General features: G+C 62.5%; 23 protein-coding genes. 5 read left to right on the top strand and 18 right to left on the bottom strand.

Features of this window, described 5'->3' with window-relative positions; all coding sequences use genetic code 11:
- Positions 1 to 50 precede the first annotated feature (50 nt).
- From EJ066_RS18795 to rpoZ, 11 genes are all read right to left on the bottom strand, one after another.
- Positions 51 to 569, bottom strand: coding sequence for a PaaI family thioesterase (locus EJ066_RS18795; protein WP_126040497.1), 519 nt, complete (start codon positions 567 to 569; stop codon positions 51 to 53).
- Entirely contained in the window at positions 566 to 1,342 is a 777-nt protein-coding gene (recO, locus tag EJ066_RS18790; protein ID WP_126040495.1) for a DNA repair protein RecO, read from the bottom strand. The genes EJ066_RS18795 and recO overlap by 4 nt, the downstream gene beginning before the upstream one ends.
- A gap of 279 nt (positions 1,343 to 1,621) precedes the next feature.
- Entirely contained in the window at positions 1,622 to 2,377 is a 756-nt protein-coding gene (locus tag EJ066_RS18785) for an aminoglycoside phosphotransferase family protein (RefSeq protein ID WP_245454940.1), read from the bottom strand.
- A gap of 127 nt (positions 2,378 to 2,504) precedes the next feature.
- Positions 2,505 to 3,437, bottom strand: coding sequence for a GTPase Era (gene era, locus EJ066_RS18780; RefSeq protein ID WP_126040493.1), 933 nt, complete (start codon positions 3,435 to 3,437; stop codon positions 2,505 to 2,507).
- A gap of 69 nt (positions 3,438 to 3,506) precedes the next feature.
- Positions 3,507 to 4,262 (bottom strand): ribonuclease III, encoded by a 756-nt coding sequence (gene rnc, locus EJ066_RS18775; protein ID WP_126040491.1) that lies wholly within the window; start codon positions 4,260 to 4,262, stop codon positions 3,507 to 3,509.
- A gap of 4 nt (positions 4,263 to 4,266) precedes the next feature.
- Complete coding sequence (gene lepB / locus EJ066_RS18770; protein WP_126040489.1) at positions 4,267 to 5,016, bottom strand: signal peptidase I; 750 nt, start codon at positions 5,014 to 5,016, stop codon at positions 4,267 to 4,269.
- Positions 5,017 to 5,093: 77 nt separating this feature from the next.
- Positions 5,094 to 5,507: a holo-ACP synthase gene (acpS, locus tag EJ066_RS18765; protein WP_126040487.1), complete on the bottom strand. Its 414-nt coding sequence runs from the start codon at positions 5,505 to 5,507 to the stop codon at positions 5,094 to 5,096.
- 315 nt (positions 5,508 to 5,822) lie between these two features.
- On the bottom strand, positions 5,823 to 6,218 hold the full coding sequence (locus EJ066_RS18760) for a VOC family protein (RefSeq protein ID WP_189644308.1): 396 nt from the start codon (positions 6,216 to 6,218) through the stop codon (positions 5,823 to 5,825).
- Complete coding sequence (gene pyrE / locus EJ066_RS18755) at positions 6,215 to 6,793, bottom strand: orotate phosphoribosyltransferase (RefSeq protein WP_126040485.1); 579 nt, start codon at positions 6,791 to 6,793, stop codon at positions 6,215 to 6,217. The genes EJ066_RS18760 and pyrE overlap by 4 nt, the downstream gene beginning before the upstream one ends.
- A 137-nt stretch (positions 6,794 to 6,930) precedes the next feature.
- Complete coding sequence (locus tag EJ066_RS18750; RefSeq protein WP_126040483.1) at positions 6,931 to 9,159, bottom strand: bifunctional (p)ppGpp synthetase/guanosine-3',5'-bis(diphosphate) 3'-pyrophosphohydrolase; 2,229 nt, start codon at positions 9,157 to 9,159, stop codon at positions 6,931 to 6,933.
- A 111-nt stretch (positions 9,160 to 9,270) separates the two neighbouring features.
- A complete protein-coding gene (gene rpoZ, locus EJ066_RS18745) occupies positions 9,271 to 9,672 on the bottom strand; it encodes a DNA-directed RNA polymerase subunit omega (RefSeq protein ID WP_126040481.1) in 402 nt (133 codons plus the stop codon).
- 300 nt (positions 9,673 to 9,972) lie between these two features.
- On the opposite strand from rpoZ, the gene EJ066_RS18740 reads away from it, so the two are divergent.
- Together EJ066_RS18740 and EJ066_RS18735 are read left to right on the top strand one after the other, a co-directional pair.
- Positions 9,973 to 10,554, top strand: coding sequence for an NYN domain-containing protein (locus EJ066_RS18740; protein WP_126040479.1), 582 nt, complete (start codon positions 9,973 to 9,975; stop codon positions 10,552 to 10,554).
- Positions 10,551 to 11,228: a uracil-DNA glycosylase gene (locus EJ066_RS18735; RefSeq protein WP_189644307.1), complete on the top strand. Its 678-nt coding sequence runs from the start codon at positions 10,551 to 10,553 to the stop codon at positions 11,226 to 11,228. Before EJ066_RS18740 ends, EJ066_RS18735 begins: the two co-directional genes overlap by 4 nt.
- Here the strand turns inward: EJ066_RS18735 and EJ066_RS18730 are convergent.
- From EJ066_RS18730 to dapA, 3 genes are all read right to left on the bottom strand, one after another.
- On the bottom strand, positions 11,197 to 11,937 hold the full coding sequence (locus EJ066_RS18730; protein ID WP_126040477.1) for a GH25 family lysozyme: 741 nt from the start codon (positions 11,935 to 11,937) through the stop codon (positions 11,197 to 11,199). The genes EJ066_RS18735 and EJ066_RS18730 overlap by 32 nt on opposite strands.
- A 103-nt stretch (positions 11,938 to 12,040) precedes the next feature.
- Positions 12,041 to 12,520, bottom strand: a complete 480-nt coding sequence (gene smpB, locus EJ066_RS18725; protein WP_006202221.1) for an SsrA-binding protein SmpB — start codon at positions 12,518 to 12,520, stop codon at positions 12,041 to 12,043.
- A gap of 25 nt (positions 12,521 to 12,545) precedes the next feature.
- Positions 12,546 to 13,427, bottom strand: coding sequence for a 4-hydroxy-tetrahydrodipicolinate synthase (gene dapA, locus EJ066_RS18720; protein ID WP_126040475.1), 882 nt, complete (start codon positions 13,425 to 13,427; stop codon positions 12,546 to 12,548).
- Between the two features lie 333 nt (positions 13,428 to 13,760).
- Here dapA and EJ066_RS18715 point away from each other — a divergent pair, with 333 nt between their 5' ends.
- The gene (locus EJ066_RS18715; protein WP_126043958.1) at positions 13,761 to 15,818 is read left to right on the top strand and encodes a lytic transglycosylase domain-containing protein; all 2,058 of its coding nucleotides are present in this window, start codon (positions 13,761 to 13,763) and stop codon (positions 15,816 to 15,818) included.
- A gap of 606 nt (positions 15,819 to 16,424) precedes the next feature.
- Complete coding sequence (locus tag EJ066_RS18710) at positions 16,425 to 17,312, top strand: alpha/beta hydrolase (protein ID WP_126040473.1); 888 nt, start codon at positions 16,425 to 16,427, stop codon at positions 17,310 to 17,312.
- 62 nt (positions 17,313 to 17,374) lie between these two features.
- On the opposite strand, the gene EJ066_RS18705 is transcribed toward EJ066_RS18710, so the two are convergent.
- Positions 17,375 to 18,445, bottom strand: a complete 1,071-nt coding sequence (locus tag EJ066_RS18705) for a site-specific integrase (RefSeq protein WP_126040471.1) — start codon at positions 18,443 to 18,445, stop codon at positions 17,375 to 17,377.
- 240 nt (positions 18,446 to 18,685) lie between these two features.
- Positions 18,686 to 19,825, bottom strand: a complete 1,140-nt coding sequence (locus EJ066_RS18700; RefSeq protein ID WP_126040469.1) for a porin — start codon at positions 19,823 to 19,825, stop codon at positions 18,686 to 18,688.
- 894 nt (positions 19,826 to 20,719) lie between these two features.
- On the opposite strand from EJ066_RS18700, the gene EJ066_RS18695 reads away from it, so the two are divergent.
- Positions 20,720 to 21,904, top strand: coding sequence for a porin (locus tag EJ066_RS18695; protein WP_126040467.1), 1,185 nt, complete (start codon positions 20,720 to 20,722; stop codon positions 21,902 to 21,904).
- A gap of 192 nt (positions 21,905 to 22,096) precedes the next feature.
- Here EJ066_RS18695 and EJ066_RS18690 read toward each other — a convergent pair whose 3' ends face one another.
- Together EJ066_RS18690 and EJ066_RS18685 are read right to left on the bottom strand one after the other, a co-directional pair.
- Positions 22,097 to 23,026, bottom strand: a complete 930-nt coding sequence (locus tag EJ066_RS18690) for a transposase (RefSeq protein WP_126040466.1) — start codon at positions 23,024 to 23,026, stop codon at positions 22,097 to 22,099.
- A gap of 281 nt (positions 23,027 to 23,307) precedes the next feature.
- Complete coding sequence (locus EJ066_RS18685) at positions 23,308 to 24,981, bottom strand: tetratricopeptide repeat-containing sulfotransferase family protein (RefSeq protein ID WP_126040464.1); 1,674 nt, start codon at positions 24,979 to 24,981, stop codon at positions 23,308 to 23,310.
- Positions 24,982 to 25,034: the final 53 nt, after the last annotated feature.

The raw sequence follows: 25,034 nt of genomic DNA, 5'->3' as shown, positions 1-25,034 counted from the left end.
GTACGGCCGTCGAGCGGCCGGGCAAATGCGGCCGCCAGACGGCCAGTCCCTCAACGCGCCGCCAGATTGGCAGCCGGAAAGATCGAGCATGTTTCGGTGCCGAAAGCCAGCAGCTTGCCATTGGCATCCTTCAGCGTCGCTTCCGAAACCGCCAGTGTGCGGCCCTTGTGCACGACCCTGCCCTCGCACACCACTTCACCGGTCTTCGGCGTGATCGGCCGCGTCAGGTTCACCTTGAACTCCGCCGTCGTATAGGCCTCGCCCTTGTCGAGCAGCGTCTGCACCGCGCAGGCAAGAGCCGAATCCAGCAGTGTCGCGGCCCAGCCGCCATGTACCCCGCCCAGCGGGTTGAGATGGCGCTCGTTCGGCATGCCGCGGAACACCGCGCGTCCTTCCGACACTTCCGCCAGGCCGAAACTGAGCTGGAAGGAAATCGGCGGCGCCGGGTATTTGTTGTCGATGATGCGCTGAAGCAATTCCAGGCCGGTATACTCGAGGATGTCGCCGTGCGGAATGGTGCCGAGGCCGAGCGGCGAGACCCGGCCGGGATAGAGTTCCACTTCGCTCATGTGATGATTTCTCCGGCGGCGGTCTCGGCGCCAATCGCCTTGCCCGCCGCGTGGTGCTTGCGCAAGGCGGCGAGGAAGCCGGCACGGGCGCCGGGCGCCTCGATGCCGCGCGGCTCGTAGACGTGGCGGGTAAAAAAGAAGCCAGTCAGCCGGAAGGCGTCCTCGATCGCCGCCGGATCGGCGCGCAGGCCGGAGCCGCGCTGCAGGAAGGCGGGCAGCACCAGCATCTTGTCGCGCCATGGCGCGCCTGCCGCGCGTGACACGGCGCGCCCGGATTTCGGCGAGACATAGGCAAGATCCTCCCTGGCGCCGGTCGCCGCACACTGGCTGAGATCGAGGCCGAAGCCGAGTTCGTCGAGTACCAAGAGCTCGAAGCGCGCCACCAGCTCGCCGGCGGCGTCCGCATCGTCGAGGTGGGCGATCATCACGGCCAGCGTCTCGTAGAGGCCGCCATGGGCGTCGCGCTCGGGCAACAGGCGCAGATGTGCTGCCATGGTCTGCAGCCCATAGATGGCGACGGCGCTGTCCATCAGCCGGGCAGCGTTCATCTCGATGGCCTCGGCCTGGAAGATGCCCAGATGCTCGTCGAGCCGCGCCCGCCACAACAGGTCGACGCGGTTGCCGGGCTGCAGAACGGGCTGCTGCTTGCGCGAGCGGCCGCCGCGCACAAGCCCGAGGTGGCGGCCATGCAAACGCGTCATGACCTCAAGAATGGCGCTGGTTTCGCCATGCTTGCGGGTGCCGAGAATGATTCCCTCGTCGCGCCATTCCATGAGCGGAGCTTGTCACCGGTTCGATGGCGAAATCAAGATTGGAGCCTCGGATGCCGGGCTCCGAACTCGGGGGTAACCAAGTGCCTGTGGGCAGCCACGCCGACGAATGGCGAAGCCTGAAATAAAAAAAACCGCCTCGGCGGCGGCCATTGGCGCAAATCAGCACCATGCCCAAATCAGTAGCATAACTGATGGCACAAAGCAAGAACAAACTTGCCCGCCTTCCGCTTTGGTGTCCCGTTCGAACTCGCCCAACGCCGGAACTAACATTCGGCGTCATCATGCCGCGCTCTGGTGATCGGCAAGCACCTCATCGATCACGCGTCGCGATTTTTCAATTTCGACCGGATCGATGTCTATGTGTCCGGCGAGCGTAATCAGCGCCTTCCACAGCGTCCAGCCGCGGCCCCGCGCCCACATTGCTTCATCGGCGGGAAGTCCGGCGCGAAACACCTCTCGGCTTTTCCCTTCAAACAGCGTCCACGCAATCGCCAAATCGCACGAGGGATCGCCCACGCCGGAAGTGCCGAAGTCGATCACGGCGCTCAAGCTGCCTTGCCTGACCAAAAGGTTTCCCCAACTGACGTCACCGTGGAACCAGACCGGCGCGCCATGCCATGTCGCGGCAAGTGCTGCTTCCCACACCGCGCTCGCCGCGCCCGTGTCGATCTTGCCGTCGAGGGCAGCAATTGCTTGCCGGGTTTCACCGTCATAGACGCTCAGTGGTCCGCCGCGAAAAAAGTTGTGCTGCCCCGGCACCGGTCCACCGGAGGGATCGATCAATTGCAAGGAAACCAGAAACTGGGCCAGGCTGGCCGCGAATTGCGGCAGGCTGGCAATACGCTCCCGCGTCGCCGTCTCGCCTTCGATCCAGCGGTAGACGGACCAATGCCAGGGATAGTTGTCGGCCGGGGTCCCCATCGCCAGGGGCACCGGGACAGGCAGCGGCAGCAGAGGTGCCAGCCTTGGCAACCAGCGATGTTCCTTTTCCACTTGCAAGGAATAGGCCGCCGCGCTCGGCAGCCGCACGAGCATGTCGTCTCCGAGACGAAAGGTCCTGTTGTCCCACCCACCTGATGCAACCGGCCTGACAGCGAGATCCTTCCACCGGGGAAATTGCGTGGCGACCAGGCGGCTCACGAGCGCTGTGTCGATAGGGACGTTAATGTGGAAACTCCAGCCCCATCTCACGATAGCGCTCGGGGTCGTCGCCCCAGTTCTCGCGCACCTTAACGAACAGGAACAGGTGCACCTTCTGTTCGAGGATACCTGATATCTCCATGCGCGCCGCCTGGCCGATGGCGCGGATCGTCTCGCCCTTGTGGCCGAGCACGATCTTCTTCTGGCTGTCGCGCTCGACATAGATGGTCTGGTCGATGCGCACCGAGCCGTCCTTCTTCTCCTCCCATTTCTCGGTCTCGATATGGGAGGAATAGGGCAGTTCCTGATGCAGCCTGAGATAGAGCTTTTCGCGGGTGATCTCGGCCGCCAGCTGACGCATCGGCAGGTCGGAAATCTGGTCTTCCGGATAATACCAGGGGCCGGCAGGCAGGGTTTCGGCCAGATAGTCGAGCAGGTCCTTGCAGCCCGACCCGGTCAGCGCCGAGACCATGAAGGTGCGCTTGAACGGCACTTTTTCGTTGGCTGCCGCGGACAGGGCCAGCAGCGCCTCGGGCTTGACCCGGTCGACCTTGTTGAGGATCAGCACCATCGGCTGCCGGACATCCTTCAGCCGTTCGAGGATGGCGTCGGCGTCGCCTCGGATGCCGCGCTCGGCATCGATCAGCAACAGCACGATATCGGCGTCCTTGGCGCCGCCCCAGGCGGTCGTCACCATCGCCGTGTCCAGCCGTCGCTTCGGCTTGAAGATGCCGGGCGTGTCGACGAAGACGATCTGCGCATTCCGATGCGTGGCGATGCCGCGCACGATGGCGCGCGTCGTCTGCACCTTGTGGGTGACGATCGACACCTTGGCGCCGACCAATTGGTTGACCAGCGTCGATTTTCCCGCATTGGGCGCGCCGATCAGCGCGACGAAGCCGGAGTGCGTGGCGGCAGCTTCCGTTTCCGGTGGGGCGTCTTCGGTGGCGGTCATGCCGCACTCCCTTCATTAGAGCGCCGCGCGTCCGTTCGGACGCGCAAAGGACGCTCTAAAACTTTGAATCTACGCATCGTGCTTTCCAAAAATCGTTTCCGATTTTTGGGCCGATGCGTTGAGCCAGACGCCTTCGCGCAGCAGCAGTGCGGTAGCGGCGGCCTGCTCGGCCTCGCGCTTGGAGCGCCCTCTGCCGATCGCCGGCGAATAGACGCCAACCCTGACGCTGACGGTGAACAGCGGATCGTGGTCGGGCCCCTCGCGGCTGTCGATTGCGTAGACCGGCACGGCGCCTGCCGCCTGGTGTGCCCATTCCTGCAATTCGGTCTTGGCATCGCGGCGGGCAGCACCCGTGGCCTGCGAGCGCGGCCGCCAATATCTGTGGATGAAGGCGCTGGCCGCCTTGAGACCGCCGTCGAGATAAAGCACGGCGATCAGCGATTCCAGCGCATCGGCGCGCAGATTGACGCGCTTGCGTCCATCGAGGCCGCGCACGTCCGAGCCGGCGCGGATCAGCTCCGGCAGGCCGATCTCCTCGGCGATCTCCGCCAGCGCCTCGGCATTGACCAGCGCGTTGAGCCTGAGTGAAAGCTCACCTTCGGCAGCGTCCGGAAACGCCGCCAGCAGCATGTCGGCGACGACTAGGCCGAGGACGCGGTCGCCGAGGAATTCGAACCGCTCATAGTCGATGCCGGCGTGGCTGCTGCGGGCGCTGGCATGAGTCAGCGCGCGGAGCAAGCGCTGGCGATCGGCAAAGGCGTGGCCGGTACGCTCCATGAGCGCTTCGGCGAGCGCGTCGGCAGTCAGCCGTTTTGTCGCCGCCATGATCCTAATTGACGAAATGGAACAGGCGCGACGCGCGCATCAGCGACGGCCATTTCCAGATTTCGAGCGGGCTGGCGCTGCCACCGATCGAGAAGAAGATGAGGTTGGCGCGACCGACCAGGTTCTCGTCGGGCACGAAACCGACGGTGAAGCGGCTGTCCGAGGAATTGTCTCTGTTGTCGCCCATCATGAAATAGTGGCCGGGCGGCACGTCGAATTCACGGGTGTTGTCACCGATCGAGTTCGGCGTCAGGTCGAGCGTGTCATAGCTGATGCCGTTCGGCAATGTCTCGCGATAGACGTCGACCGGCCCGTTCTCCTCGGTGATGTCGCGATTGTCGATCTGCCCGACCTTCTGGCGTGGCACGCCGACGCCGTTGATGAAGAGCTGGCCGTCCTTGACCTGGATCTTGTCGCCCGGCAGGCCGATAACGCGCTTGATGTAGTCGACGGAGGGGTCCGGCGGGAACTTGAACACCGCCACGTCGCCGCGCTTCGGCTCGGCGCCCCAGATGCGGCCCGAAAAGACATCCGGCCCAAACGGCAGCGAATAGCGGGAGAAGCCATAGGACCATTTGGTGACGAAGAGATAGTCGCCCTCGAGCAAGGTCGGCCGCATCGACCCGGACGGGATGGAGAACGGCTGAAAAAGGAGCGTGCGGATGACCAGAGCGAGCAAAAGCGCCTGGACGATGACGCTGACGGTTTCGCCAAGCCCGCCGGATTTCTTCTGGGATTTTTCAGCCACGCTCATGTCGTCCTCGATTATGCGTTGGTTGGTATAGAGTCTCGGCGCGCGCTGGGCAACGTCATGCCGGTGGTCAGATGCAATCAATATGGCGCTTCTTCGACGGGCAACGCCTCGATGATCACAAAGGCTTGAGCAAGCGGAAAGTCGTCCGTGATGGTGAGGTGGATTGCCGCCCTGTGCCCTTCAGGCAGGATTTTGTCCAGCCGCGCCGCCGCGCCGCCGGTCAGCGCCATGGTCGGCTTGCCGCCGGCCAGGTTGAGGACGCCCATGTCACGCCAGAAAACGCCCTGCGCCATACCCGTGCCCAGCGCCTTGGCGCAGGCCTCCTTGGCGGCGAAGCGCTTGGCATAGGAAGCGACGCGGGCGCCGCGGTTTTCGGAACGGGCCTGTTCGACCTCGGTGTAGATGCGCTGGATGAAGCGCTGGCCATGGCGCTCCAGCGATTTTTCGATGCGTCTGATATCGATCAGGTCGCTGCCGATACCGATGATCATTCGGCGGGAGCTTCCCATCCGGCCGTTCCAGGCTTGCGGCGTCGAAAAAGCACTCTGTTCCTGTCCTGATATCCAAGATGCCGCTCCGACCATTCCAGGCCGGGCGCGACAAGCCACACCTTGCGCTTTGCAGCCGCCGAAAGGCAACAACGAGTTGATATAGCGATACGCTGGCCGCAGAACAACCGGAGCTGCGCGTGGCGCCCGCGTGCAGTCGCCTTGCGCGACGGGCGTCTCGCCACTCCGGAAAAGTACAATCACGGCGGATTTGACGAGGCGAGTTCGCCACGGAAGTCAACGGCAACCGCGAGCTATCTACCGACCATAGTCGCTGACCTCGACGAGATTGCCGTCCGGATCGCGGAAATAGACCGACGTCATCGGGCCACGAGCGCCGATCCGCTCGACCGGCCCGACTTCGATGGCAACGCCATTGGCCCTAAGACTGGCGCATATCTCGGAGAGTGGGCGGGCGGCGACCAGGCAGAAATCCCCGGACCCCGGCGTCGGCGCTTTCGCCTTGGGCTCGAAGGTGCGCCCTATCTCATGCAGGTTGATCTTCTGCGTTCCAAACAGCAGCGCCGTCGGCCGGCCCGGCTCGTCGAGACGCTTCAAGCCGAGCACGCGTTGGTAGAAGCTGCAGGTGTCATCGACGGAACGAACCGTCAGCACGAAATGATCGATGCCGGCGATCACAGCGACCTCAGTCATATGTTGCGGCTGCCCGGCTTGATGGCCGGTATGGCAGCGAGCTCGGGCGGCAGCCTGTCGGCCGGGTAGGCCGGAACCTCGTATTCGGCGAGCGCGATCAGTGGCACGCCGACATCAGTCTTGCCGGCAGAGCGATCGATGATACAGGCTGCGGCAACGACCTCGGCGCCAAGCGCGCGCAGGCAGTCGACGGTCTCGCGGATCGACAGCCCGGTGGTGACGATATCCTCGACGATGACGACGCGCGAACCCCTGGCGATCTCGAAGCGGCGGAGCCTGAATTCGCCCCCTTCCCGCTCGACCCAGATCGCCGGAGCGCCAAGATGGCGCGAGGTCTCGTAGGCCGGGATCAGCCCGCCGATCGCCGGGCCGACGACATAGTCGATCCGGCCCGGCACGGCGGCGCGGATCTTTTCGGCCAGCGCCTTGCACAGGCGCTCGGTCTTGTCGGCATGCATGAACACCCGCGCCTTCTGCAGGAAGACCGGGCTACGCAAACCCGACGTCAGGATGAAATGCCCTTCGAGAACGGCGCCGGCTTCGCGGAAAATGCCCAGCACTTCGTCGGTGTTCATTGTTCGCTCCCATGTCCATGGCGAATGGTGAATGGTGAATGGTGAATGGTGAATGGTAGTGAGTAGTGAGTAGTGAGTAGTGAGTAGTGAGTATACCTTCTTTCACTATTCACTATTCACTATTCACTATTCACCATTCATCCATTCACGCGCCTTGCATCGCTGACGCTGGAATTGTCCTTGAGCTGCGACAGCAGCCGATTCAGGTGCTTCAGATCCCAGACTTCGAGATCGATCAGCATTTCGGTGAAATCGGGCGCGGTGCGCACCATCGACAATGTATGGATGTTGGCGTCGTTGGATGCAACGACCTGAGCGATGTCGGCCAGCGAGCCCGGCGCGTTGATGGCGGTGACCGAGACCCGCGCCGGAAACCGCTCCTTGGTGCGCTCGTCTATGTCCCAGCGCACGTCGATCCAGCGTTCGGGCTGGTCGTCGAAGGCTTGGAGCGCCGGCGACTGGATCGGGTAGATGGTGATGCCTGTTCCTGGCTGCACGATGCCGACGATGCGGTCGCCGGGCACAGCCCCCTCCGGCGCGAAGCGGACCGGCAGGTCGCCGCGAACGCCGCGGATCGGCACGGCGCCGTCCTTCGGCTGGTCCTTGTCCTTGCGTGCCGCGCGGCCGGGGATCTGGAACAGCATGCCGGCGGCGTTGCGGATTTTCGACCAACCTTCCTCGCGCTGCTTGGGCGTGGCGAGCGTGACGCGCTCGTCCTTGTAGTCGGGAAATACCGCCTTCATGACGTCGGTCGAGGCGAGCTCGCCGCGGCCGACCGAGGCCAGCACGTCCTCGACGTCCTTGCGCGCCAGCCGATGCAGCACCGACTTCAGGCTCTCCTTGGTAAAGGTCTTGCCGGACCGTTCGAAGGCGCGTTCCAGGATGCGGATGCCGAGACCCGAGTACTGCTTGCGGATGGCATTCTTGGTGGCGCGGCGGATCGCCGAGCGCGCCTTGCCGGTGACGACGACCGATTCCCAAGCCGCCGGCGGCACTTGCGCCTTGGAGCGGATGATCTCGACCTCGTCGCCGTTCTTCAGCTCGGTCATCAGCGGCATGATGCGGCCGTTGACCTTGGCGCCGACGCAGGTGTCGCCGACATCCGTATGCACCGCGTACGCGAAGTCGATCGGCGTGGCGCCGCGCGGCAGCGCGATCAGCGTGCCCTTGGGCGTAAAGCAGAACACCTGGTCCTGGAACAGTTCCAGCTTGGTGTTCTCGAGGAAGTCCTCCGGATTGTCGCCCTCGGCAAGCTGCTCGATGGTGCGCCGCAGCCAGGCATAGGCGTTGGTCTCCTTCGAGATCGCGTGGGCGGCGCCATTCACCTTGCCGCCAGTGTCCTTGTAGATCGAATGCGCGGCAACGCCATATTCGGCGATCTTGTTCATCTGGTAGGTGCGTATCTGCAACTCGACGCGCTGGCGCGACGGCCCGACGATGGTGGTGTGGATCGAGCGGTAGTCGTTCTGTTTCGGCGTCGAGATGTAGTCCTTGAAGCGGCCGGGCACCATCGACCATGTCGTATGGATCGCGCCGAGCGCGCGATAACAGTCCTCGACAGTCTCCACGACGACGCGGAAGCCGAAAATGTCGGACAGCTGCTCGAAGGACAGCGCCTTGGCCTCCATCTTGCGGAACACCGACCATGGCTTCTTCTGGCGGCTCTTGACCTCGGCCTTGATCGCATATTTCTCGAACAGCGTGGACAGCGCCTTCTCGATCTCGGACAGCACGCCCTTGTTGCGCTCGAATATCTCGGCAAGCCGCGCGGTGACGGCGCGGTGGGCTTCCGGGTTGATGAAGCGGAAGGCGATCTCCTCGAGCTCCTCACGCATGCCCTGCATGCCCATGCGCCCGGCCAGCGGCGCATAGATATCCATCGTCTCCTCGGCGATGCGCAGGCGCTTGGCCTCCGGCACATGGTCGAGGGTGCGCATGTTGTGCAAGCGGTCGGCCAGCTTGACCAGAAGCACGCGAACGTCTTCCGAGATCGCCAGCAAGAGCTTGCGCAGGTTTTCCGCCTGCTCGGCCTTCTTGGAGACGAGGTCGAGTTTCTTCAGCTTGGTCAGGCCCTCGACCAACTTGCCCATTTCCGGACCGAACAGCTCGTCGATCTCGGCCCGCGTCGCGGTAGTGTCCTCGATGGTGTCGTGCAGCAGGGCAACCGCGATGGTCGCCTCGTCCATGTGCATTTCGGTGAGGATGGCGGCGACTTCGAGCGGATGCGAGAAATAGGGATCGCCGGAGGCGCGCTTCTGGTGACCATGCTTCTGCATGGCGTAGACATAGGCCTTGTTGAGCAGCGCCTCGTTGACGTCAGGCTTGTAGCGCTGGACGCGCTCGACAAGCTCATACTGACGCATCATGGGCGGGATCTCGCAAAGCTGAAATGAATCATGCGCCGCACTGGCGTGCGGCGCATGTCATAGATAGCCACGAAACTGCTGACGCGAAAGTGTCGCCAGTCGTTGCGAAGATCAATAATCGTCGCTTTTCTCGGGCGGCACCAGACCTTCGATGCCGGCCAGCAGATCTTCTTCGGTCATGCGGTCGAAGGCGATGTTGTCCTCGGCATCGTCGGCGTCGGTTGCCGCAACGGCGGTACCGGTCTGGTCGGCGATCGCCTCGCCGTCGGCTTCCGGCTCGTCGACCTCGACATGCTTCTGCAGCGAGTGGATCAGGTCTTCCTTGAGGTCGTCGGGCGACAATGTCTCCTCGGCGATCTCGCGCAGCGCGATGACCGGATTCTTGTCGTTGTCACGAGGAACGGTGATCTGCGCGCCCTGGCTGATCTGACGGGCGCGGTGGCCGGCCAGAAGCACAAGCTCGAAGCGGTTGTCGACCTTGTCGATACAGTCTTCAACGGTTACGCGGGCCATGAGCTGCCCCTTTCATGCCTGGTTTTGATGGAAAACAGGCGCGGTCCATAACCCGAACGCCGTCAAAATACAAGCTTCATGGCAATACCAGACCGGAACCGGGAGAATGCCGCGCCAATGCCGGATCGGCACGCGCCCTGCCTGCGACGATCACAATTGCTTGCAGTGCAGCATCACACCCTTGGATTGCCGTAAAACTGGCGTTATCTCGAATGATAAAGGTCGGCAGCATTATTGCGAGGCCGGCCGATAGATCCTGCGCATTTAGACGACCCCTTATTTCAAAAAAGGATATTTTCCATGTTCGACCCACGGGAAAAAATCGCCCTTTTCATCGACGGCGCCAATCTCTACGCCACGTCGCGCGCGCTCGGCTTCGACATCGACTACCGCAAACTTCTGGCGAGCTTCCAGAAGCGCGGCTACCTGCTGCGTGCTTACTACTACACGGCGCTGGTCGAGGATCAGGAATACTCCTCGATCCGGCCGCTGATCGACTGGCTCGACTATAATGGCTTCAAGGTGGTGACCAAGCCGGCCAAGGAATTCACCGATTCGACCGGGCGCCGCAAGATCAAGGGCAATATGGACATCGAGTTGACCGTCGATGCACTGGAAATCGCCGATGTCGTCGACCACTACGTCATCTTTTCCGGCGACGGCGATTTCCGTACGCTGGTCGAGGCGCTGCAGCGGCGCGGGCGCAAGGTCTCGATCGTCTCCACCATGGCCTCGCAGCCGCCGATGATCTCCGACGACCTGCGCCGCCAGGCCGACCATTTCATCGACCTGATGACGCTGAAGAGCGAGGTCGGCCGCGATCCGTCCGAGCGGCCGGTGCGCCGGCCCGAACCGGCCGAAGCCGACGAGGACGACTATTGACTGCGGCGGCCTTGACCGCGCCCTTGGCCGCCTCCCCCGAGCCCGATCGCGACTGCCCGCTCTGCCCGCGGTTGCATGATTTCATCGCCGAGTGGCGGCAGCGCGAGCCGTCCTGGTTCAATGCGCCGGTGCCGACTTTCCTGCCGCCCGAGGGCGAGGATGCGGTGCGGCTGCTGATCGTCGGGCTGGCGCCGGGCCTGCGCGGGGCCAACCGTACCGGGCGGCCCTTCACCGGCGACTATGCCGGCGACCTGCTCTACAACACGCTGATCGCACACGGTTTTGCGCGCGGCCAGTTCAAGGCCAGGCCTGATGACGGGCTGGAGCTTGTCGGCACGGCGATCACCAATGCGGTGCGCTGCGTGCCGCCGGAGAACAAACCGGTCGGCGCCGAGATCGCCACCTGCCGGACGTTCCTGGTGCCGACGATCGCGCGGTTCAAAAACCTGCGCGCCGTGCTGGCGCTTGGCTCGATCGCGCACCAGTCGACCGTGCGGGCGCTGGGTGGGCGTGTTGCCGCCTATCCCTTCCGGCACGGCGGACAGCAGCAGGCCGGCGGCGTCACGCTGTTCTCCAGCTATCACTGCTCGCGCTACAACACCAACACCGGCGTGCTGACGGAAGCGATGTTCGTCAATGTCTTCAGCGAGATAGAAGCGTTTCTGGGGAAATAGATTCGGGTGCCGCAAACAGTGCGGCCAGCGTCGCCTGCCCACCCTGAAGAACATTCAGATCGACGTCGCCGCTGATGCCGTCGACGCGACCTCGGTCGTGGTACTGCCAATAGATCCAGTCGTCATGGCCTGGCTGCAGCACCAGCGAACGAACCCAGCGTGGACGGCCGGCGATCTGCCCGGCATAGGCCCGCGCGGCCGCGTCGGTCACATAGAGGATCGCCGTCTTGCCGAAAGCCGCCTCGACAGGGCCGAGGAAAGCCGAGAGTTCGACTTGCAATTCTTCGGGCGACGGCCGCCGCGGACAATTGCCGTGGAATTCAATATCCACCACCGGCGGCAGCAGCGGTTGATCGCGCGGCACGACGGAGATGAAATTCTTCGCCTGATCGGCGCCAGGCCTGCAGAAGGTGAAGAAATGATAGGCCCCGACCGCCAGACCGGCAGCACGCGCCTCGCGCAGATTGGCATCGAAGGCATCGTCGACATGATCGCCACCTTCGGTCGCCTTGATGACGGCGAAGGCGACATCGTCGGCGGCAACGCGCCGCCAGTCGATCTGCCGCTGATGATGGGAAACGTCGATGCCCCTGACCGGATATTTGCCGCGGTCCGGAGAAAACGCGTGGAAATAGAGATAGAGGCCGACCGCGACGAGGCCCCCCAGGATCAGGCTGGCCGCACCCCAAAGGACGATCCGGTTCTTCAAAGGAGTGCCTATTCCCTGTTGAGCCGCCCTGCCCCTATGGCGCCGGGCGTTCGAAATTCGAAAAGCCAATGGTTGGCTTTCGCCGGCTATCCCCAAATGTTTCTCACCCACGCTCCTTCAGCAGCCGGCCCTTCTCACGCGACCAGTCGCGCTGCTTCTCGGTCTCGCGCTTGTCGTGCAGTTTCTTGCCGCGGCCGACGGCAAGCAGCAGCTTGGCGCGGCCCTGGTCGTTGAAATAGATCTTCAGCGGCACCAGCGTCATGCCTTCGCGGTCGACGCTCTGCGACAGCTTCGCCATCTCGCGCTTGTTGAGCAGGAGCTTGCGGCGCCGGCGTGGCTCGTGGTTGAAGCGGTTGGCTTGAAGATATTCCGGCAGATAGGAGTTGATCAGCCAGATCTCACCGCCCTCGACCGAGGCGTAGCTGTCCTGGATGTTGGCCTGGCCCTGGCGCAGCGACTTCACCTCGGTGCCGGTCAGCACCAGGCCGGCCTCGATCGTGTCGAGCACCTCATAGGAAAACCGCGCCTTGCGGTTTTCCGCAACGGTCTTGTTGTTGGGATCGGCTTTTCTGACTTGATTCATGATGCGGAGAGGTGGCGCCTCATCCCTAATTTATCAAGCCGGCGTGCTTCATCGCCGCATCGATCTTCTCGGCGGTCGACGGTTCGACCGTCACCAGCGGCGAACGCAGCACATTCTCGACCTTGCCGAGCTTCGACAGCGCATATTTCGCGCCGGATACGCCGGGTTCCAGGAAGATCGCCTTGTGGAGCGGCAACAGGCGGTCCTGCAACTCCAGCGCCTTGGTGCTCTCACCGGACAGCGTCGCCTCCTGGAATTCTGCGCATAGCCGCGGCGCGACATTCGACGTCACCGAGATGCAGCCGACGCCGCCATGGGCGTTGAAGCCGAGCGCCGACGCGTCCTCGCCCGAAAGCTGGATGAAATCCTTGCCGCAGGTGGCGCGCTGCTCGGAAACCCGCTCGACCTTGCCGGTGGCATCCTTGACGCCGACGATGTTCTTGAAGTCATGGCGCAGCTGGCCCATCGTCTCGGGCGTCATGTCGACCACCGAGCGCGGCGGAATGTTATAGATGATGATCGGCAGGCTGGTCGCCTTGGCCACTGCTGCGAAATGCGCATAGAGGCCGCGCTGCGTCGGCCTGTTGTAGTAGGGCGTGACGACAAGTGCCGCATCGGCGCCCGCCTTCTCGGCATATTGCACCAGACCGACCGCCTCTTCGGTGTTGTTGGAGCCGGCGCCGGCGACCACCGGAACCCGGCCCTTGGCCACCTCGATGCAAACCTTGACGACTTGGCGATGCTCGTCATGCGACAGCGTCGGCGACTCGCCGGTGGTGCCGACCGGAACCACGCCCGTCGTGCCCTCGGCGATCTGCCAGGCGATGAACGCGCGAAAGGCTTTCTCGTCGAAACGCCCGCTCTTTTCGAACGGTGTCACGAGCGCGGTAAGCGAGCCTCTCAGCATGTCGTTCAACTCCTTGGGACTAGCGCATGACCCCGAAAATCAGAATCGATGTTTCGGAAAGGATCATGCGCCAAATTAAAGTGCTACAGCGTCCTTGCGCATCCGAGAAGACGTGCGGCGCAGCAGGTGTTTTGTTGCGCGCCCTTCTAGCCGAAAGCGAAGCCGCGCACCATAGTCTCGACATTGTTGCGCGGCAAGCATGGCGGTAGTGCCAGCAAGCGCAATTTGAACGACCTCGAGAAGCTCCTGTTTACGGGCCCTTCATCACAGCCAATTAGGCTTCAGTTGGTCTGTGCCTGTTGGTGGTGTGCAAGACAGGAAATGATGAAGACGATGCCGACCAGGCAGCCTCATTTTTTCGCGCTGCTTGGCGCAACCCTCCTGCTGACGCCGATCATTGTGGCCGCCGGCACTGTCGACGCGCAATTCACGGCGGCCATCCCGGTGCCAAACCTGCAGAATAATGGCCTAAAAGACAGTGGCCGGCCGGATCCAGATGGCTCTCCATCCGCCAGCGTCGCCAGGCTGAAGAGCGGCCTCGATGCGCTGGCGGCAAACGACATTGCCGGAGCGCGTCAAGTGCGCGAGGCCCTGCCGGTCAATTCGCTCGACCAGCACATCCTTGCCTGGGCGATCGCAATCCATGGCGGCGACAAGGTGCCGAGCGGCGACATCGCCGATGCCGCCAAGATGCTGCCCAACTGGCCGGGCATGATCGCCTTGCGCAAGAACAGCGAGCGCGCACTCTACCGCGAGAACCCCGCGCCTGAGATCGTGGTGCAGGCATTCGGCGGCAGCCAGCCGTTGACAGTCGAGGGCGTGGCGATCCTTGCCCGCTCCTATGTGTCGCAGGGAAACGTCAAGGCGGCGCGCTCGGTGCTGTCGCCTTTCTGGCGCACCGAAAAACTGGAAGCCAAGGACGAAGCTGATATCATCCAGGAATTCGGCAAGCTGATCCCGGCAGCCGACCACCGTTTGCGCATGGAGCGCATGTTCTATGCCGACCGGGTCAATTCCGCGCTGCGCGTCGCCGGCCTCGCCGGCGCCCAGCAATTGGCCGACGCCTGGGCAGCGGTATCCAAAGGCGACAAGAACGCAGCCAAACTGCTGAAGGCGGTGCCGGCAGTGCAGCGTTCGGCCGGTTATGTCTTCGCGCAAGCCGAATATCTGCGCAAGCAGGAGAAATTTTCCGACGCCGCCGCAATGATGATGAGGGCGCCGAGCGACCGCAACGCGCTGGTCGACCCGGATGCCTGGTGGGCCGAGCGCCGGGTGCTGTCACGCGAACTGGTCGATCAGGGCGACATGAAAACCGCCTATAAAATCGTCGCGGCACATGCCGCCGAAAGTGCCGCCAACGCGGCGGATGCGGAGTTCCATGCCGGCTGGTACGCGCTGCGCGGCCTCAACGACCCCGACACCGCCGCCAAGCATTTCGCGCGGATCGCCGATCTCGCCCAGGGGCCGATGTCGCTGTCGCGCGCCTATTACTGGCTCGGCCGCGCGGCAGAAGCCGGCGGTCCCGGCAGTGCGAAGGATCATTTCACCCGCGCCGCCGGTTACGGCACGACCTTCTACGGCCAGCTCGCCGGCGAGCGCGTCGGCCGGCGGGCCCTCAACATCTCCTATCCGGAGCCGAGTGCCACTGACCGACGGAATTTCGCCAATCGCGAAGCGGTCAGTGCCATCAAGCGGCTGCAGGAGGCGGGCTATGAGCGCTATGCCGACACGCTTTACCGCGACCTCGCCGGACAGTTGACCAGTCCGGGAGAGCTGGCGCTGCTCGCCATGATGGCGGAAAAGCAGGGCAATCATTTCCTGGCGCTGAAGGTCGGCAAGATCGCCGGCGCGCGCGGCATCGATGTCGGCGCGCTGTCGCATCCGCTCGGCGTCATTCCCGACACCGCCGACATTTCCGGCTCGGGCAAGGCGCTGGCCTATGCGATCGCGCGCCAGGAAAGCGAGTTCAACATCGGCGCCGTCTCCGGCGCCGGTGCGCGCGGGCTGCTGCAGCTGATGCCGGGGACCGCCAGGCAATTGGCGAAGAAGGCCGGAATGGCTTTCTCGCAGGCGCGGCTGACCACCGACGCCGGCTACAATGCGACGCTGGGCGCCGCCTTCCTCGGCGAGCAGCTCGGCCGCTTCAACGGCTCCTATGTGCTGACCTTCGCCGGCTACAATGCCGGCCCCAACCGCGCCGCCCAGTGGGTGGCTAGATATGGCGACCCGCGCGGCAAGGACATCGACGCCGTCGTCGACTGGATCGAGCGGATTCCCTACACGGAAACAAGAAGTTACGTTCAGCGCGTGATGGAGAATTACGAAGTCTACAAGATGCGCATTTCCGGCAAGTACGACATTGTGGGAGATCTGGTGAACGGGCGGGGTTGAGGGGGCGACGGCGTTCTGTCGAAGGCAGAGTGCGGCGCAAAGCACCCCCTCTCTGTCCTGCCGACATATCAATCAATCGAAACGGTGCGTTCAGATAGGTTTGGCAGGGTCCAAGTCGAACCAAACGCTGGCGATCCTTCGCACCCCCTCTGTCCTGCCGACATTCAATAAATCGAAACGGTGCGTTCAGATAGGTTTGGCAGGTCCAAGCCGAACCAACGCTGGCGATCCTTCGCGCCCCCTCTGTCCTGCCGGATATCTCCCCCTCGAGGCAGGGCAATCGCATATGGCGTTCCCCCTCTCCGTCTCGGCTTCGCCGAGCCACCTCTCCCCATTTCATGGGGGCGAGGAACCCAAGCTTTCAAAAGCCGCGACCTCGGCGGATAGCCCTTCCTCGCCCCCACAGAGTGGGGGAGAGGTGGCTCGGCGAAGCCGAGACGGAGAGGGGGGCTTGCGTTGCCATATGCGATTGCCCTGCCTCGAGGGGGGAGATTGGCCGTCACTGCGGCTTTCGCCAATCGCCAACGTCGGCGCTCGATTTGACCCTGCCTTCCCTCGCCTGTAGCAGTCGGAGACAATCCGGCAGCAGCGAGGAACCACGTCCAGATGCCGAGCACCGAAGGTTTTTCCGACTTCTTCTACGCCTCGCCGGACGGGCTGCAGTTGCACGCACGCGTCTATGGCGAAGCGAACTCTGGCCACTGGCCCGTCGTCTGCCTGCCCGGCCTGACCCGCAATTGCCGCGATTTCCACGAGCTGGCGGTCCATCTGTCCACTCGAGCGGAACGCAAGGTCGTCGCCTTCGACTATCGCGGGCGCGGGCAGTCCGCTTACGACCCCGATATCAGCCACTACACTGTCGGCGTCGAAGCTGGCGATATCCTCGCCGGGCTGGCAGCGCTGGGGATCGAGGACGCGGCGTTCATCGGCACGTCACGCGGCGGGCTGATCATCCATGTGCTCGGCGCGATGCGGCCGGTCGCCCTGAAGGCCATCGTTCTCAACGACATCGGCCCGGTGGTCGAGGCCGGCGGCCTCGCCCATATCCGCTCCTATCTCGACCGCGCGCCGAAGCCGAAAACCCGTACCGAGGCGGTCGGCGCCCAGCGCGGCGCGCATGGCAGCGACTTCCCTGGCCTGGCCGAGGCGGATTGGGAGCGGATGGTATCGGCACTCTACCGAGAGACGGCCGAAGGACTGATGCCGGATTTCGACCCGAAGCTGGTCGACACGCTGGCAGGCCTCGATCTCAGCCAGAAGCTGCCTGATCTGTGGCCGCAGTTCGAGGCGCTGGCAGCGATGCCGCTGCTTGCCATACGCGGCGCCAACTCGAAGCTGCTGTCCGCCGAAACGCTTGAACAGATGCGAAAGCGCCACCCTTGTATCGAGACGATCATGGTCGAGGGCCAGGGCCACGCGCCCTTCCTGGAGACCGGCGGCCTGCCCGGCGCCATCGCCGCTTTCTTGGATCAGGCTGAGCTCAAGTTCAGATAAAGTAAACCCAAAGACTTGACTGGGCCCTGGGGTGATTACAACAGTATAGAAATGGCCTGGGATTACTTGGCTTTCGAGCCCTTCCTCGGTGCCTTTGCGACCACCGGCTCCGCCTTATGGTCGCTCGGCGATGCGGAAGGCGCCGTCAATGGGGACGAAAACACTGAGCTTTCGGCACTCCCAGCCGCCGCCCCGCCGCGAGGCGTTTCCAGCACGGTGACGCAGCCGTCGAGATCGTTCGTGGCAAGATGCGCGTAACGCATTGTCATGGAAAGCGTCTGGTGGCCGAGCCACATCTGCACGCGCCTGATGTCGATGCCGCCTTGGACGAGGCGCGAGGCGCAGGTGTGACGCAAGATATGCGGCACCACCTGGTCGTCAGCTCCAAGACCGATTTCGGCTTTCGCGTCGTTCCAGATGGCGCGAAACTGCGCCTGGCTGAGCTTGGTGAATGGCCCCTTGGGCCGACGGCCCTCGGTAACCGGCAGCTTGATCACCTCTTTTACCCGCTCGGTCATCGGAATGGTGCGGCTGCGGCCGGATTTGGTGATCCAGAAACTGACGCGATGCTCCTGGATATCGTTCCAGATCAAGCCCAGCGCCTCGCCGAGGCGGCAACCGGTGTCGACAAGAAAGACCGAAAGCCGGTAAGCGTCTTCGCTGCGCTTCTTTATAGCGGCGAACAGCTGAGCTTCCTCTTCCCTTTCGAGGAAGCGAATCCGTCCCGCCCGCTCCTTCTGGCGACGGAACTCGGGCAGGCTGTGGATATCCCCCATCTTGTGAGCCTTACGCAGCAGTTTGCTGAGGGCAGCCATCTTCCGGTTGATGGTTGCGTTGCTGTTGCCGCGCTGGCGCAAGGTGCCGATAAGGTTGTCCAGGGTGCTCTGGTCGAAAGCGCTGAAACGCTCCCCAAGGAGAATCTCGTCTATCTCGCCGATGAAGGAGCTGACATTGTATTTGTGCCGCCCATCATCCCAAAGTATGTCCCGGTATGCTGAAAACAGCTCTCCGACCCTGTACGACTTTACTTCCCGTATCTTGTTGTAACTGTATTTTATCTTTGCGGTCTGAGAAGAAAATATCGAAAAATGATCAGAGGGTTCATCCTCTTGAATCGCTTCGGTCGTCATCATTCGCCGCACCCCCCAGTGGATGGATCAAGACCTATCCGCTTGGAAGTGCCCTTTCAAGAGTTTTGATCACGCAGTTGTGATTTCATCCGCCATCAGCGGATCCCACGAAATCGTCCCACGGACCTTATTCAGCTACCGTTACCCCCTGTTCCTTCTGTTTGACCCTGTTCCAGTCACGAAACAAAAACAGCCCGGGCGTTGGTGCGCCCGGGCTGGATTTCACTTGTATGCAACCAGCCCTTAGAACGAGCGCTGGAAGCGGAGCATGCCGCCGAAGCTGTCCTCGTCGTCGGCATTGGTCCAGTTGTCGAAGCCGGGCTCGCCGAACTCGCCTGCGTGCACGTAGTCGACTTCGGCCGTGATCGTCAGACCTGGGACGACGTCGTAAGCAATGTTGGCAGCGATGCCGAGGTTTTCGCCTTCGTCATACGACGCCTGGACGTTGAACGAGGTCTTCTCGTTGATGGTGTAGGTGCCACCGCCCCAGACCGCCCAGTTGCCGCTCCACAGCTTGTACATGCCGCGGCCGCCAGCAGACTTTGCCCAGGTGACGTCCGTCAAGTTGTCGTCCGTGCCATAGCCGGCCATGATGAACAGCGACAGGTTCTCCATCGGGGTGATGTCCAGGCGAACCTTGCCGGACACTTCTTCGTAGTTGCTGTCGTAAGCAATGACGCCGGTGATGGCGCCCCAGCCCTGCGTCCACTTCAAGCCGCCGACGACATGCGGAACATAGCTGTCGATCGTGAAGAGATCGCCATAGCCTTCTTCGAGCGAGACCACCGCCGAGAAGCCATTGCCGGCGTCGAAGTAGTACTGGACGACGTTGGTGTCGAAGCCACCGTAGGGGACCAGCGTATCCTGGATGACGTTGCCGGCGTAGCCGATGAACGTATCGAAGGCCGATTCGTCCTTACCGACGCGCAGGCCACCGAGCTGGATCCAGGCGAAGTTCAGCGAGGCGCCGCTGTTGTCGGCATCGTTGTAGAAAAGGTAGTCATTGGCGTTGTTGAAGTTGAACCGGGTCTCGGTGTAGGTCTTCAAGGTGCCGAGCTCGGTTTCCTGGCCGGTCCAGGTCTTCAGCGTGAAGCGAGCACGCTTGCGGTAGGTATTCTGCAAGTCGCCGTCTTCGGCGTCGCCGTTCTCCGCACCGGTGAACGCGCCGACGTCGCCGACGCCGATGTCGTAGCGGACATAGCCGCCGATGCGCAGGCAGGTTTCGGTGCCGGGAATGTAGAAGTAGCCAGCGCCGTAGACGTCGCAGATGCGGACGTATTCAGCGGGCTCCGGCTCGGCAACGACGACGGCGTCGGCGGCGCGCGCACCGGAAACTGCGACCAGTGCCGCAGCTGAGCCGAGAAGAAGGCTCTTGATGTTCATTTTCTGACCTCCAGTCAAAAGTTAAAAACGGGTCTGGGTATTCTTTAGCTGAAGACAGCGTTCCCTGCCCATCCCACTAACCGAAAAAGATGCGCACCGCGCCGCTCCTTCGAATCCGACATTACCCATGAGCCGGCGGCGTTCAACCGCCATCGTACCGGCAAAAGGCCTGTGCGGGCGCTATCCCCAAGTGTTGTTGCACAATGACACGATTTGGCCTCACTCGGAAAGCTCCCATTAACCATCGGGCTGTTGGAAACCTTGGGCGAGCCCTTGCAATCCGGCCGATTCCGGCGATTGCCTGCCGGAATTGCGACCATGCCCCGCTCGTCAGCCAAGGGATCGCCGCAGTTCCGCCGTATGGCGAAGGCGGCGCTTCGGCGGAAGCCGGTTTTCAACGATAATGGCGCCGGCTGTGATTGTGGCCGCGCTTTTCTTTATCCACCGCCTACGGAGAGGTGGCCGTGTCGAAGGCGCTCCCCTGCTAGGGGTGATAAAAAGCCTCGGGCGAATCCCAACCCGCGCCATACGTGCCGGCTTCCGCCGAAGCGCCGCCTTCGCCATACGCGGAACTGCGGCGATCCCTGGCTGACGAGCGGGGCATGGTCGCAATTCCGGCAGCAATCGCCGGAATCGCCGGATTGCAAGGCTCGCCCGGGTTTCCAACAGCCCGATGTGGGCTTCGATGAGCCAATCGTGTCATTGTGCCAACACTGGGTAGCCCCACAGGCCTTTGCCGGTACGATGGCGGTTGAACGCCGCCGGCTCATGGTAAGTCGGATTCGAAGGAGCGGCGCGGTGCGCATCTTTTTCGGTTAGTGGGATGGGCAGGGAACGCTGTCTTCAGCTAAAGAAACCCAGACCGTTTTTTAACTTTTGACTGGAGGTCAGAAAATGAACATCAAGAGCCTTCTTCTCGGCTCAGCTGCGGCACTGGTCGCAGTTTCCGGTGCGCGCGCCGCCGACGCCGTCGTCGTTGCCGAGCCGGAGCCCGCTGAATACGTCCGGATCTGCGACGTCTACGGCGCTGGCTACTTCTACATCCCAGGCACCGAGACCTGCCTGCGCATCGGCGGCTATCTCCGCTACGACATCGGCGTCGGCGACGTCGGCTCGTTCGATGGTGCAACGAACTGGGACCGCGAGGACGGCGACGAGAACGACACCTACTGGAAGCGTGCTCGCTTCACGCTGAAGACCTGGACCGGCCAGGAAACCGAGCTCGGCACCTTGAAGACCTACACCGAGACCCGCTTCAACTTCGGCAACAGCCAGGGCCGCGCCGACTTTGACGACAATGGTACTCCGGATGATCCTGCCGACGATATCCTTTTCGGTAACGACGCCGACAACCGCACCGTTTCGCTGAACTTTGCCTGGATCCAGCTCGGTGGTCTGCGCGTCGGTAAGGACGAATCGGCCTTCGATACGTTCATCGGCTACGCCGGCAACGTCATCCAGGATACGCTGGTCCCCTACGGTGGCTTCGACACCAACGTCGTCCAGTACTACTTCGACGCCGGCAACGGCTTCTCCGCCGTCGTCTCGCTCGAACAAGGTTATGGCGACTTCACGATCGACAGCTATGTTCCGCATGTCGTCGGCGGCGTGAAGTGGACGCAGGGCTGGGGCGCCATCACCGGCGTCATCGCCTATGACAGCAACTACGAAGAAGTGGCCGGCAAGGTTCGCCTTGACGTCACCCCGATGGAGAACCTGTCGCTGTTCATCATGGCCGGCTACGGCACGGACGACAACTACACGGACGACACCTGGGCATTCCCCGCAGGCGGTCGTGGCATGTACAAGCTGTGGGACGGCAACTGGGCAGTCTGGGGTGGTGGCACCTACACCTTCAACGAGAAGACCTCGTTCAACGTTCAGGCATCGTATGACGAAGGCGAGAACTTTGGCCTTGCGGCGAACGTCGCTTACGATATCGTTCCAGGCCTGACGATCACGGCCGAAGTCGACTACCTCCATGCAGGCAAGTTCGGCGAAGCCGACTTCTCCAACTGGACCGGCGCGGACGACGAAGACAGCATCGGCGGTCTGCTCCGCTTCCAGCGCTCGTTCTAATCAGCAGCTTCTGACGGAACTAAAACCCGGCGGGCAACCGCCGGGTTTTTTCGTATAAAAGGCGACACGATTTATCAAGGTTGAGCGATGCATCGGGCGCCGCCGATACCGACCATGGTCATTCTCTGCCAGCCTGCAGCCGCAATCTCCAATCTGGCCATTGGTCACAGGCCACCACGCCCTTCTTCGTCATCAACTCTGAGGAATGGTAGCGTCTCGGAGCCTTGCGTTTAGGGTGATGACGATCTTTCGCATGACGGCGGCGATAGCGACCATGGGCTTTTTGCCGTTGGCGACGAGGTGTTTGTAGAAGACGGCGAACTCGCCGTGCCCGGCGGCGGCGCGCAGGGCCGGCATGAACAGTGTGCTTCTGACGTCGGGTCGTCCGCCGCGGATTTTGCGATAGCCTCTTTTGAGGCCGCTGTCGTTGGGATGCGGCGCGACGCCGGCAAGGGCCGCCGCCTTTCGGCGTGTCATGGAGCCGAGTTCGGGCAAGATGGCCAGCAGCTTGGCGGCTACGATCGTGCCAAGGCTGTCCATGGCGGTGCAGATGGCTGCCCGCTGTCTGAGGGTGCTGCTGTTGGCGATCAGTTCGCGCATGGCTGCCTCGATGGCCTGGATCTGATGTTCGACGGCCTCGAAGGAGGCGGCGAGATCGCGGCCGGAAGGGGCCTTGGCGCGGTTCTTCTCGGCGCCCCTGATGGCGATGAGCTCCTGGCGCCGTCTGACCAAGGCGCGCAAGCGCACCTCGTCGGGGTCCGGCGCCTGCCAAAGGGACAGTTTTTCCCAACGTTCGCGGCCGTAGGCTCTCAGCATCGTGGCATCGATGGCGTCGCTCTTGCCGTGCGTGCCGTAGGAACGGATGAAGCTCTTGACCTTGAGCGTATCGGCACGGTGGCAGGCGATGCCCGTGCGCAGGCACTCTTCGAGCAGCAGGCGTTCATGGCCTCCTGTCGGTTCGCAAACCACAAGGTCTACTTGTTTATGGCTCTTCAGGAGGGTGCGGATAGCGCGCCGCTGATTGGCGATGGTGCAGGTGGTGATGCCGTCGGAGGCGGTGATAGTGTCCTTGGCGATATCGAGGCCGAGGCACAGCTGCGGTTGTTGGTGCAAGAAGGCCATGCTGATGGTATCCTTGTAAGGCTTCGGATTGTTTGCGGGCGTGGCGCGAGCCAGCGGCCAATCAACTCTCCAAGCGATGGCGGAAAAGACGGCAGGGACCTTGATGACGTCGGGTGCTGCCCGATCCTAGGGACGGTCGCCTGCCGCCGGAACTGCAGGCTGTGTTGGGCCTGCAGTCCCGGCCGCCAGACTACCCGATCCTTCTCAAACAATCCCAGGGCGGAGCGACACGAAGCGGAGCGCAGACCCTGGGATGACGAAGAGAGGACTGTCGACTCGAGTCAAATCTCTGCCAGGTCGCCCAACGATTGTATCAGCGGCTGAATTTCGTTTTCATAATTCTTCCAGCGCTTGACGGACGATTTGTAGATCGGTTGACGGACCTGCCAGCGACTGGGCGTGTTGACCGAACCATCCCTGTCGAAAAAGCGCAGGCAGGCGTCATCCCAAGGCAGCCCAAGATACTCTATGAGGCGGCGTGACTGCGCTTCCTGGTCATCAACCAGCGTTTCGTAGCGGTTTTCGAAGATAAGGCCCGGAAAAACCTCGTTCCAATGCCGCATCAGGCGGTCATATTCGCGATAGTACAGGCCTAGTGTTTTCAGGTCGGTGTTGTAGCTGTGTCCCTCGCTGAAGTTCTGGACAAAGCAAGAGACGCAATTGTCGATGGCGTCGCGACGGCAATGAATGATGCGCGCGTTGGGAAAGAGAAGGCCGATAAGGCCGATCAGCTCGAAATTGTGCGGTGTCTTGTCGACGATGCGGAGTGCGGAGGGCGCTCTTTCACGCAGGTATGACAGGTGCTCTTCGGCCAGCGTTCTCGACAGGTCTGCTGTGATCGACTTGATCGATTGGGCCACGTCTCCCAGCGAGCGGTTCGTCAAGCCAATCGCATTGGCGACTCGCATCAGTTTACTGAGCTCGCCCGCCCCGTGAACGTCCGGATGACTGGCGCAGATCTGCTCGGTCAGGGTCGTCCCTGAGCGGGGCATGCCAACCACGAACACAGGTACTTCGGAAGGATTTCCATGACCGGCCCTAGCAGCTAGAAAGTCCGGCGTGAAGGTTTCAATCATCGAGTCGATCCAGCGACGATACAAGTCGATATCGAACTTGTAGCCGGAGGCCTGTTTCGCCCTGTTGAAATGGTCGAATGCCTCATCATAGCGCTTGAGGTCGTTCAGCACCTTGCCGGCGGCGTGATGGAGCTGCTGCGCGCCTGCCGGATCGAGCTTCGGGCTGGCGAGTTCGCGCTGGATGGATTGGAGTTCCACCGGTTCTTCGGTGAACTTTCGCGTCTGTACGAGGTCGTTGTAGGCGCGCGGCACCTCGATGCGACGTTCGATCGCTTCCTTCAGATAGACGGCGGCTTCATCCATGCGCCCCAGGCCGCTGAGCGCGCTGGCCAGACCCGCTCGAACCTTGGGATGGTCGCGGTTGATTTTCAGCGCCTTCTCGTAAAGCGGCAATGCCATGTCAGGTTTGTCGAACGCAATATAAGCGCGCCCCAATGCACAGAGCGCCTCAACAAGATCGGGCCGCAGCTCCAAGGCGTGCTGCATATGCTTGATTGCCGGCGTATATTCGCTGAGCTTTAGATAGAGCTCACCCAGACTAAGGTGATAGTAAGGATTTGCAGGCTCCTCGCCGACCGCCCGCGCGAAATATCGCAAGGCCTTTTCATCGTCGTAGCCCAAGCCCAAGGTCCCCAAGATGTACAGGGCGAGCGGATGGTTCGGCGTGCGCGCCAGAACTCGAAGGCATAGGTCCTGAGCCTCGTCAAGCCGCTTTGCCTGCTGAAGCATATATGCCTGTTTCAGCAGCGCGTCGTCGGCCTGCGCTCGCGATTGAGCGTCTCCTTGCTTCACGATCGGCTTCACGATCGGCACCTTCGCTTTCGGCGCGGGGCCGGGCTTGAGGTGCTTGGACCAGGCAGGCGGGAGTCGATTGTTCATGATATCTCGCTAGCAAAAAGAGCCGAAGGAATCCAGCATGCTGGTTGCAGCCA

Source organism: Mesorhizobium sp. M9A.F.Ca.ET.002.03.1.2, assembly GCF_003952365.1.
In the GTDB taxonomy this organism is placed as follows: Bacteria; Pseudomonadota; Alphaproteobacteria; order Rhizobiales; family Rhizobiaceae; genus Mesorhizobium.
Note: the sequence above shows the minus strand (reverse complement) of the source record. Positions and strands in the feature narration are given on the sequence as shown.

Excerpts from the sequence above, each read along its gene's own strand:
- EJ066_RS18795 (WP_126040497.1), bottom strand. The coding sequence starts at position 569 with ATGAGCGAAGTGGAACTCTATCCCGGCCGGGTCTCGCCGCTCGGCCTC.
- recO (WP_126040495.1), bottom strand. The coding sequence starts at position 1,342 with ATGGAATGGCGCGACGAGGGAATCATTCTCGGCACCCGCAAGCATGGC.
- EJ066_RS18785 (WP_245454940.1), bottom strand. The coding sequence starts at position 2,377 with ATGCTCGTGCGGCTGCCGAGCGCGGCGGCCTATTCCTTGCAAGTGGAA.
- era (WP_126040493.1), bottom strand. The coding sequence starts at position 3,437 with ATGACCGCCACCGAAGACGCCCCACCGGAAACGGAAGCTGCCGCCACG.
- rnc (WP_126040491.1), bottom strand. The coding sequence starts at position 4,262 with ATGGCGGCGACAAAACGGCTGACTGCCGACGCGCTCGCCGAAGCGCTC.
- lepB (WP_126040489.1), bottom strand. The coding sequence starts at position 5,016 with ATGAGCGTGGCTGAAAAATCCCAGAAGAAATCCGGCGGGCTTGGCGAA.
- acpS (WP_126040487.1), bottom strand. The coding sequence starts at position 5,507 with ATGATCATCGGTATCGGCAGCGACCTGATCGATATCAGACGCATCGAA.
- EJ066_RS18760 (WP_189644308.1), bottom strand. The coding sequence starts at position 6,218 with ATGACTGAGGTCGCTGTGATCGCCGGCATCGATCATTTCGTGCTGACG.
- pyrE (WP_126040485.1), bottom strand. The coding sequence starts at position 6,793 with ATGAACACCGACGAAGTGCTGGGCATTTTCCGCGAAGCCGGCGCCGTT.
- EJ066_RS18750 (WP_126040483.1), bottom strand. The coding sequence starts at position 9,159 with ATGATGCGTCAGTATGAGCTTGTCGAGCGCGTCCAGCGCTACAAGCCT.
- rpoZ (WP_126040481.1), bottom strand. The coding sequence starts at position 9,672 with ATGGCCCGCGTAACCGTTGAAGACTGTATCGACAAGGTCGACAACCGC.
- EJ066_RS18740 (WP_126040479.1), top strand. The coding sequence starts at position 9,973 with ATGTTCGACCCACGGGAAAAAATCGCCCTTTTCATCGACGGCGCCAAT.
- smpB (WP_006202221.1), bottom strand. The coding sequence starts at position 12,520 with ATGAATCAAGTCAGAAAAGCCGATCCCAACAACAAGACCGTTGCGGAA.
- dapA (WP_126040475.1), bottom strand. The coding sequence starts at position 13,427 with ATGCTGAGAGGCTCGCTTACCGCGCTCGTGACACCGTTCGAAAAGAGC.
- EJ066_RS18715 (WP_126043958.1), top strand. The coding sequence starts at position 13,761 with ATGCCGACCAGGCAGCCTCATTTTTTCGCGCTGCTTGGCGCAACCCTC.
- EJ066_RS18710 (WP_126040473.1), top strand. The coding sequence starts at position 16,425 with ATGCCGAGCACCGAAGGTTTTTCCGACTTCTTCTACGCCTCGCCGGAC.
- EJ066_RS18705 (WP_126040471.1), bottom strand. The coding sequence starts at position 18,445 with ATGATGACGACCGAAGCGATTCAAGAGGATGAACCCTCTGATCATTTT.
- EJ066_RS18700 (WP_126040469.1), bottom strand. The coding sequence starts at position 19,825 with ATGAACATCAAGAGCCTTCTTCTCGGCTCAGCTGCGGCACTGGTCGCA.
- EJ066_RS18695 (WP_126040467.1), top strand. The coding sequence starts at position 20,720 with ATGAACATCAAGAGCCTTCTTCTCGGCTCAGCTGCGGCACTGGTCGCA.
- EJ066_RS18690 (WP_126040466.1), bottom strand. The coding sequence starts at position 23,026 with ATGGCCTTCTTGCACCAACAACCGCAGCTGTGCCTCGGCCTCGATATC.
- EJ066_RS18685 (WP_126040464.1), bottom strand. The coding sequence starts at position 24,981 with ATGAACAATCGACTCCCGCCTGCCTGGTCCAAGCACCTCAAGCCCGGC.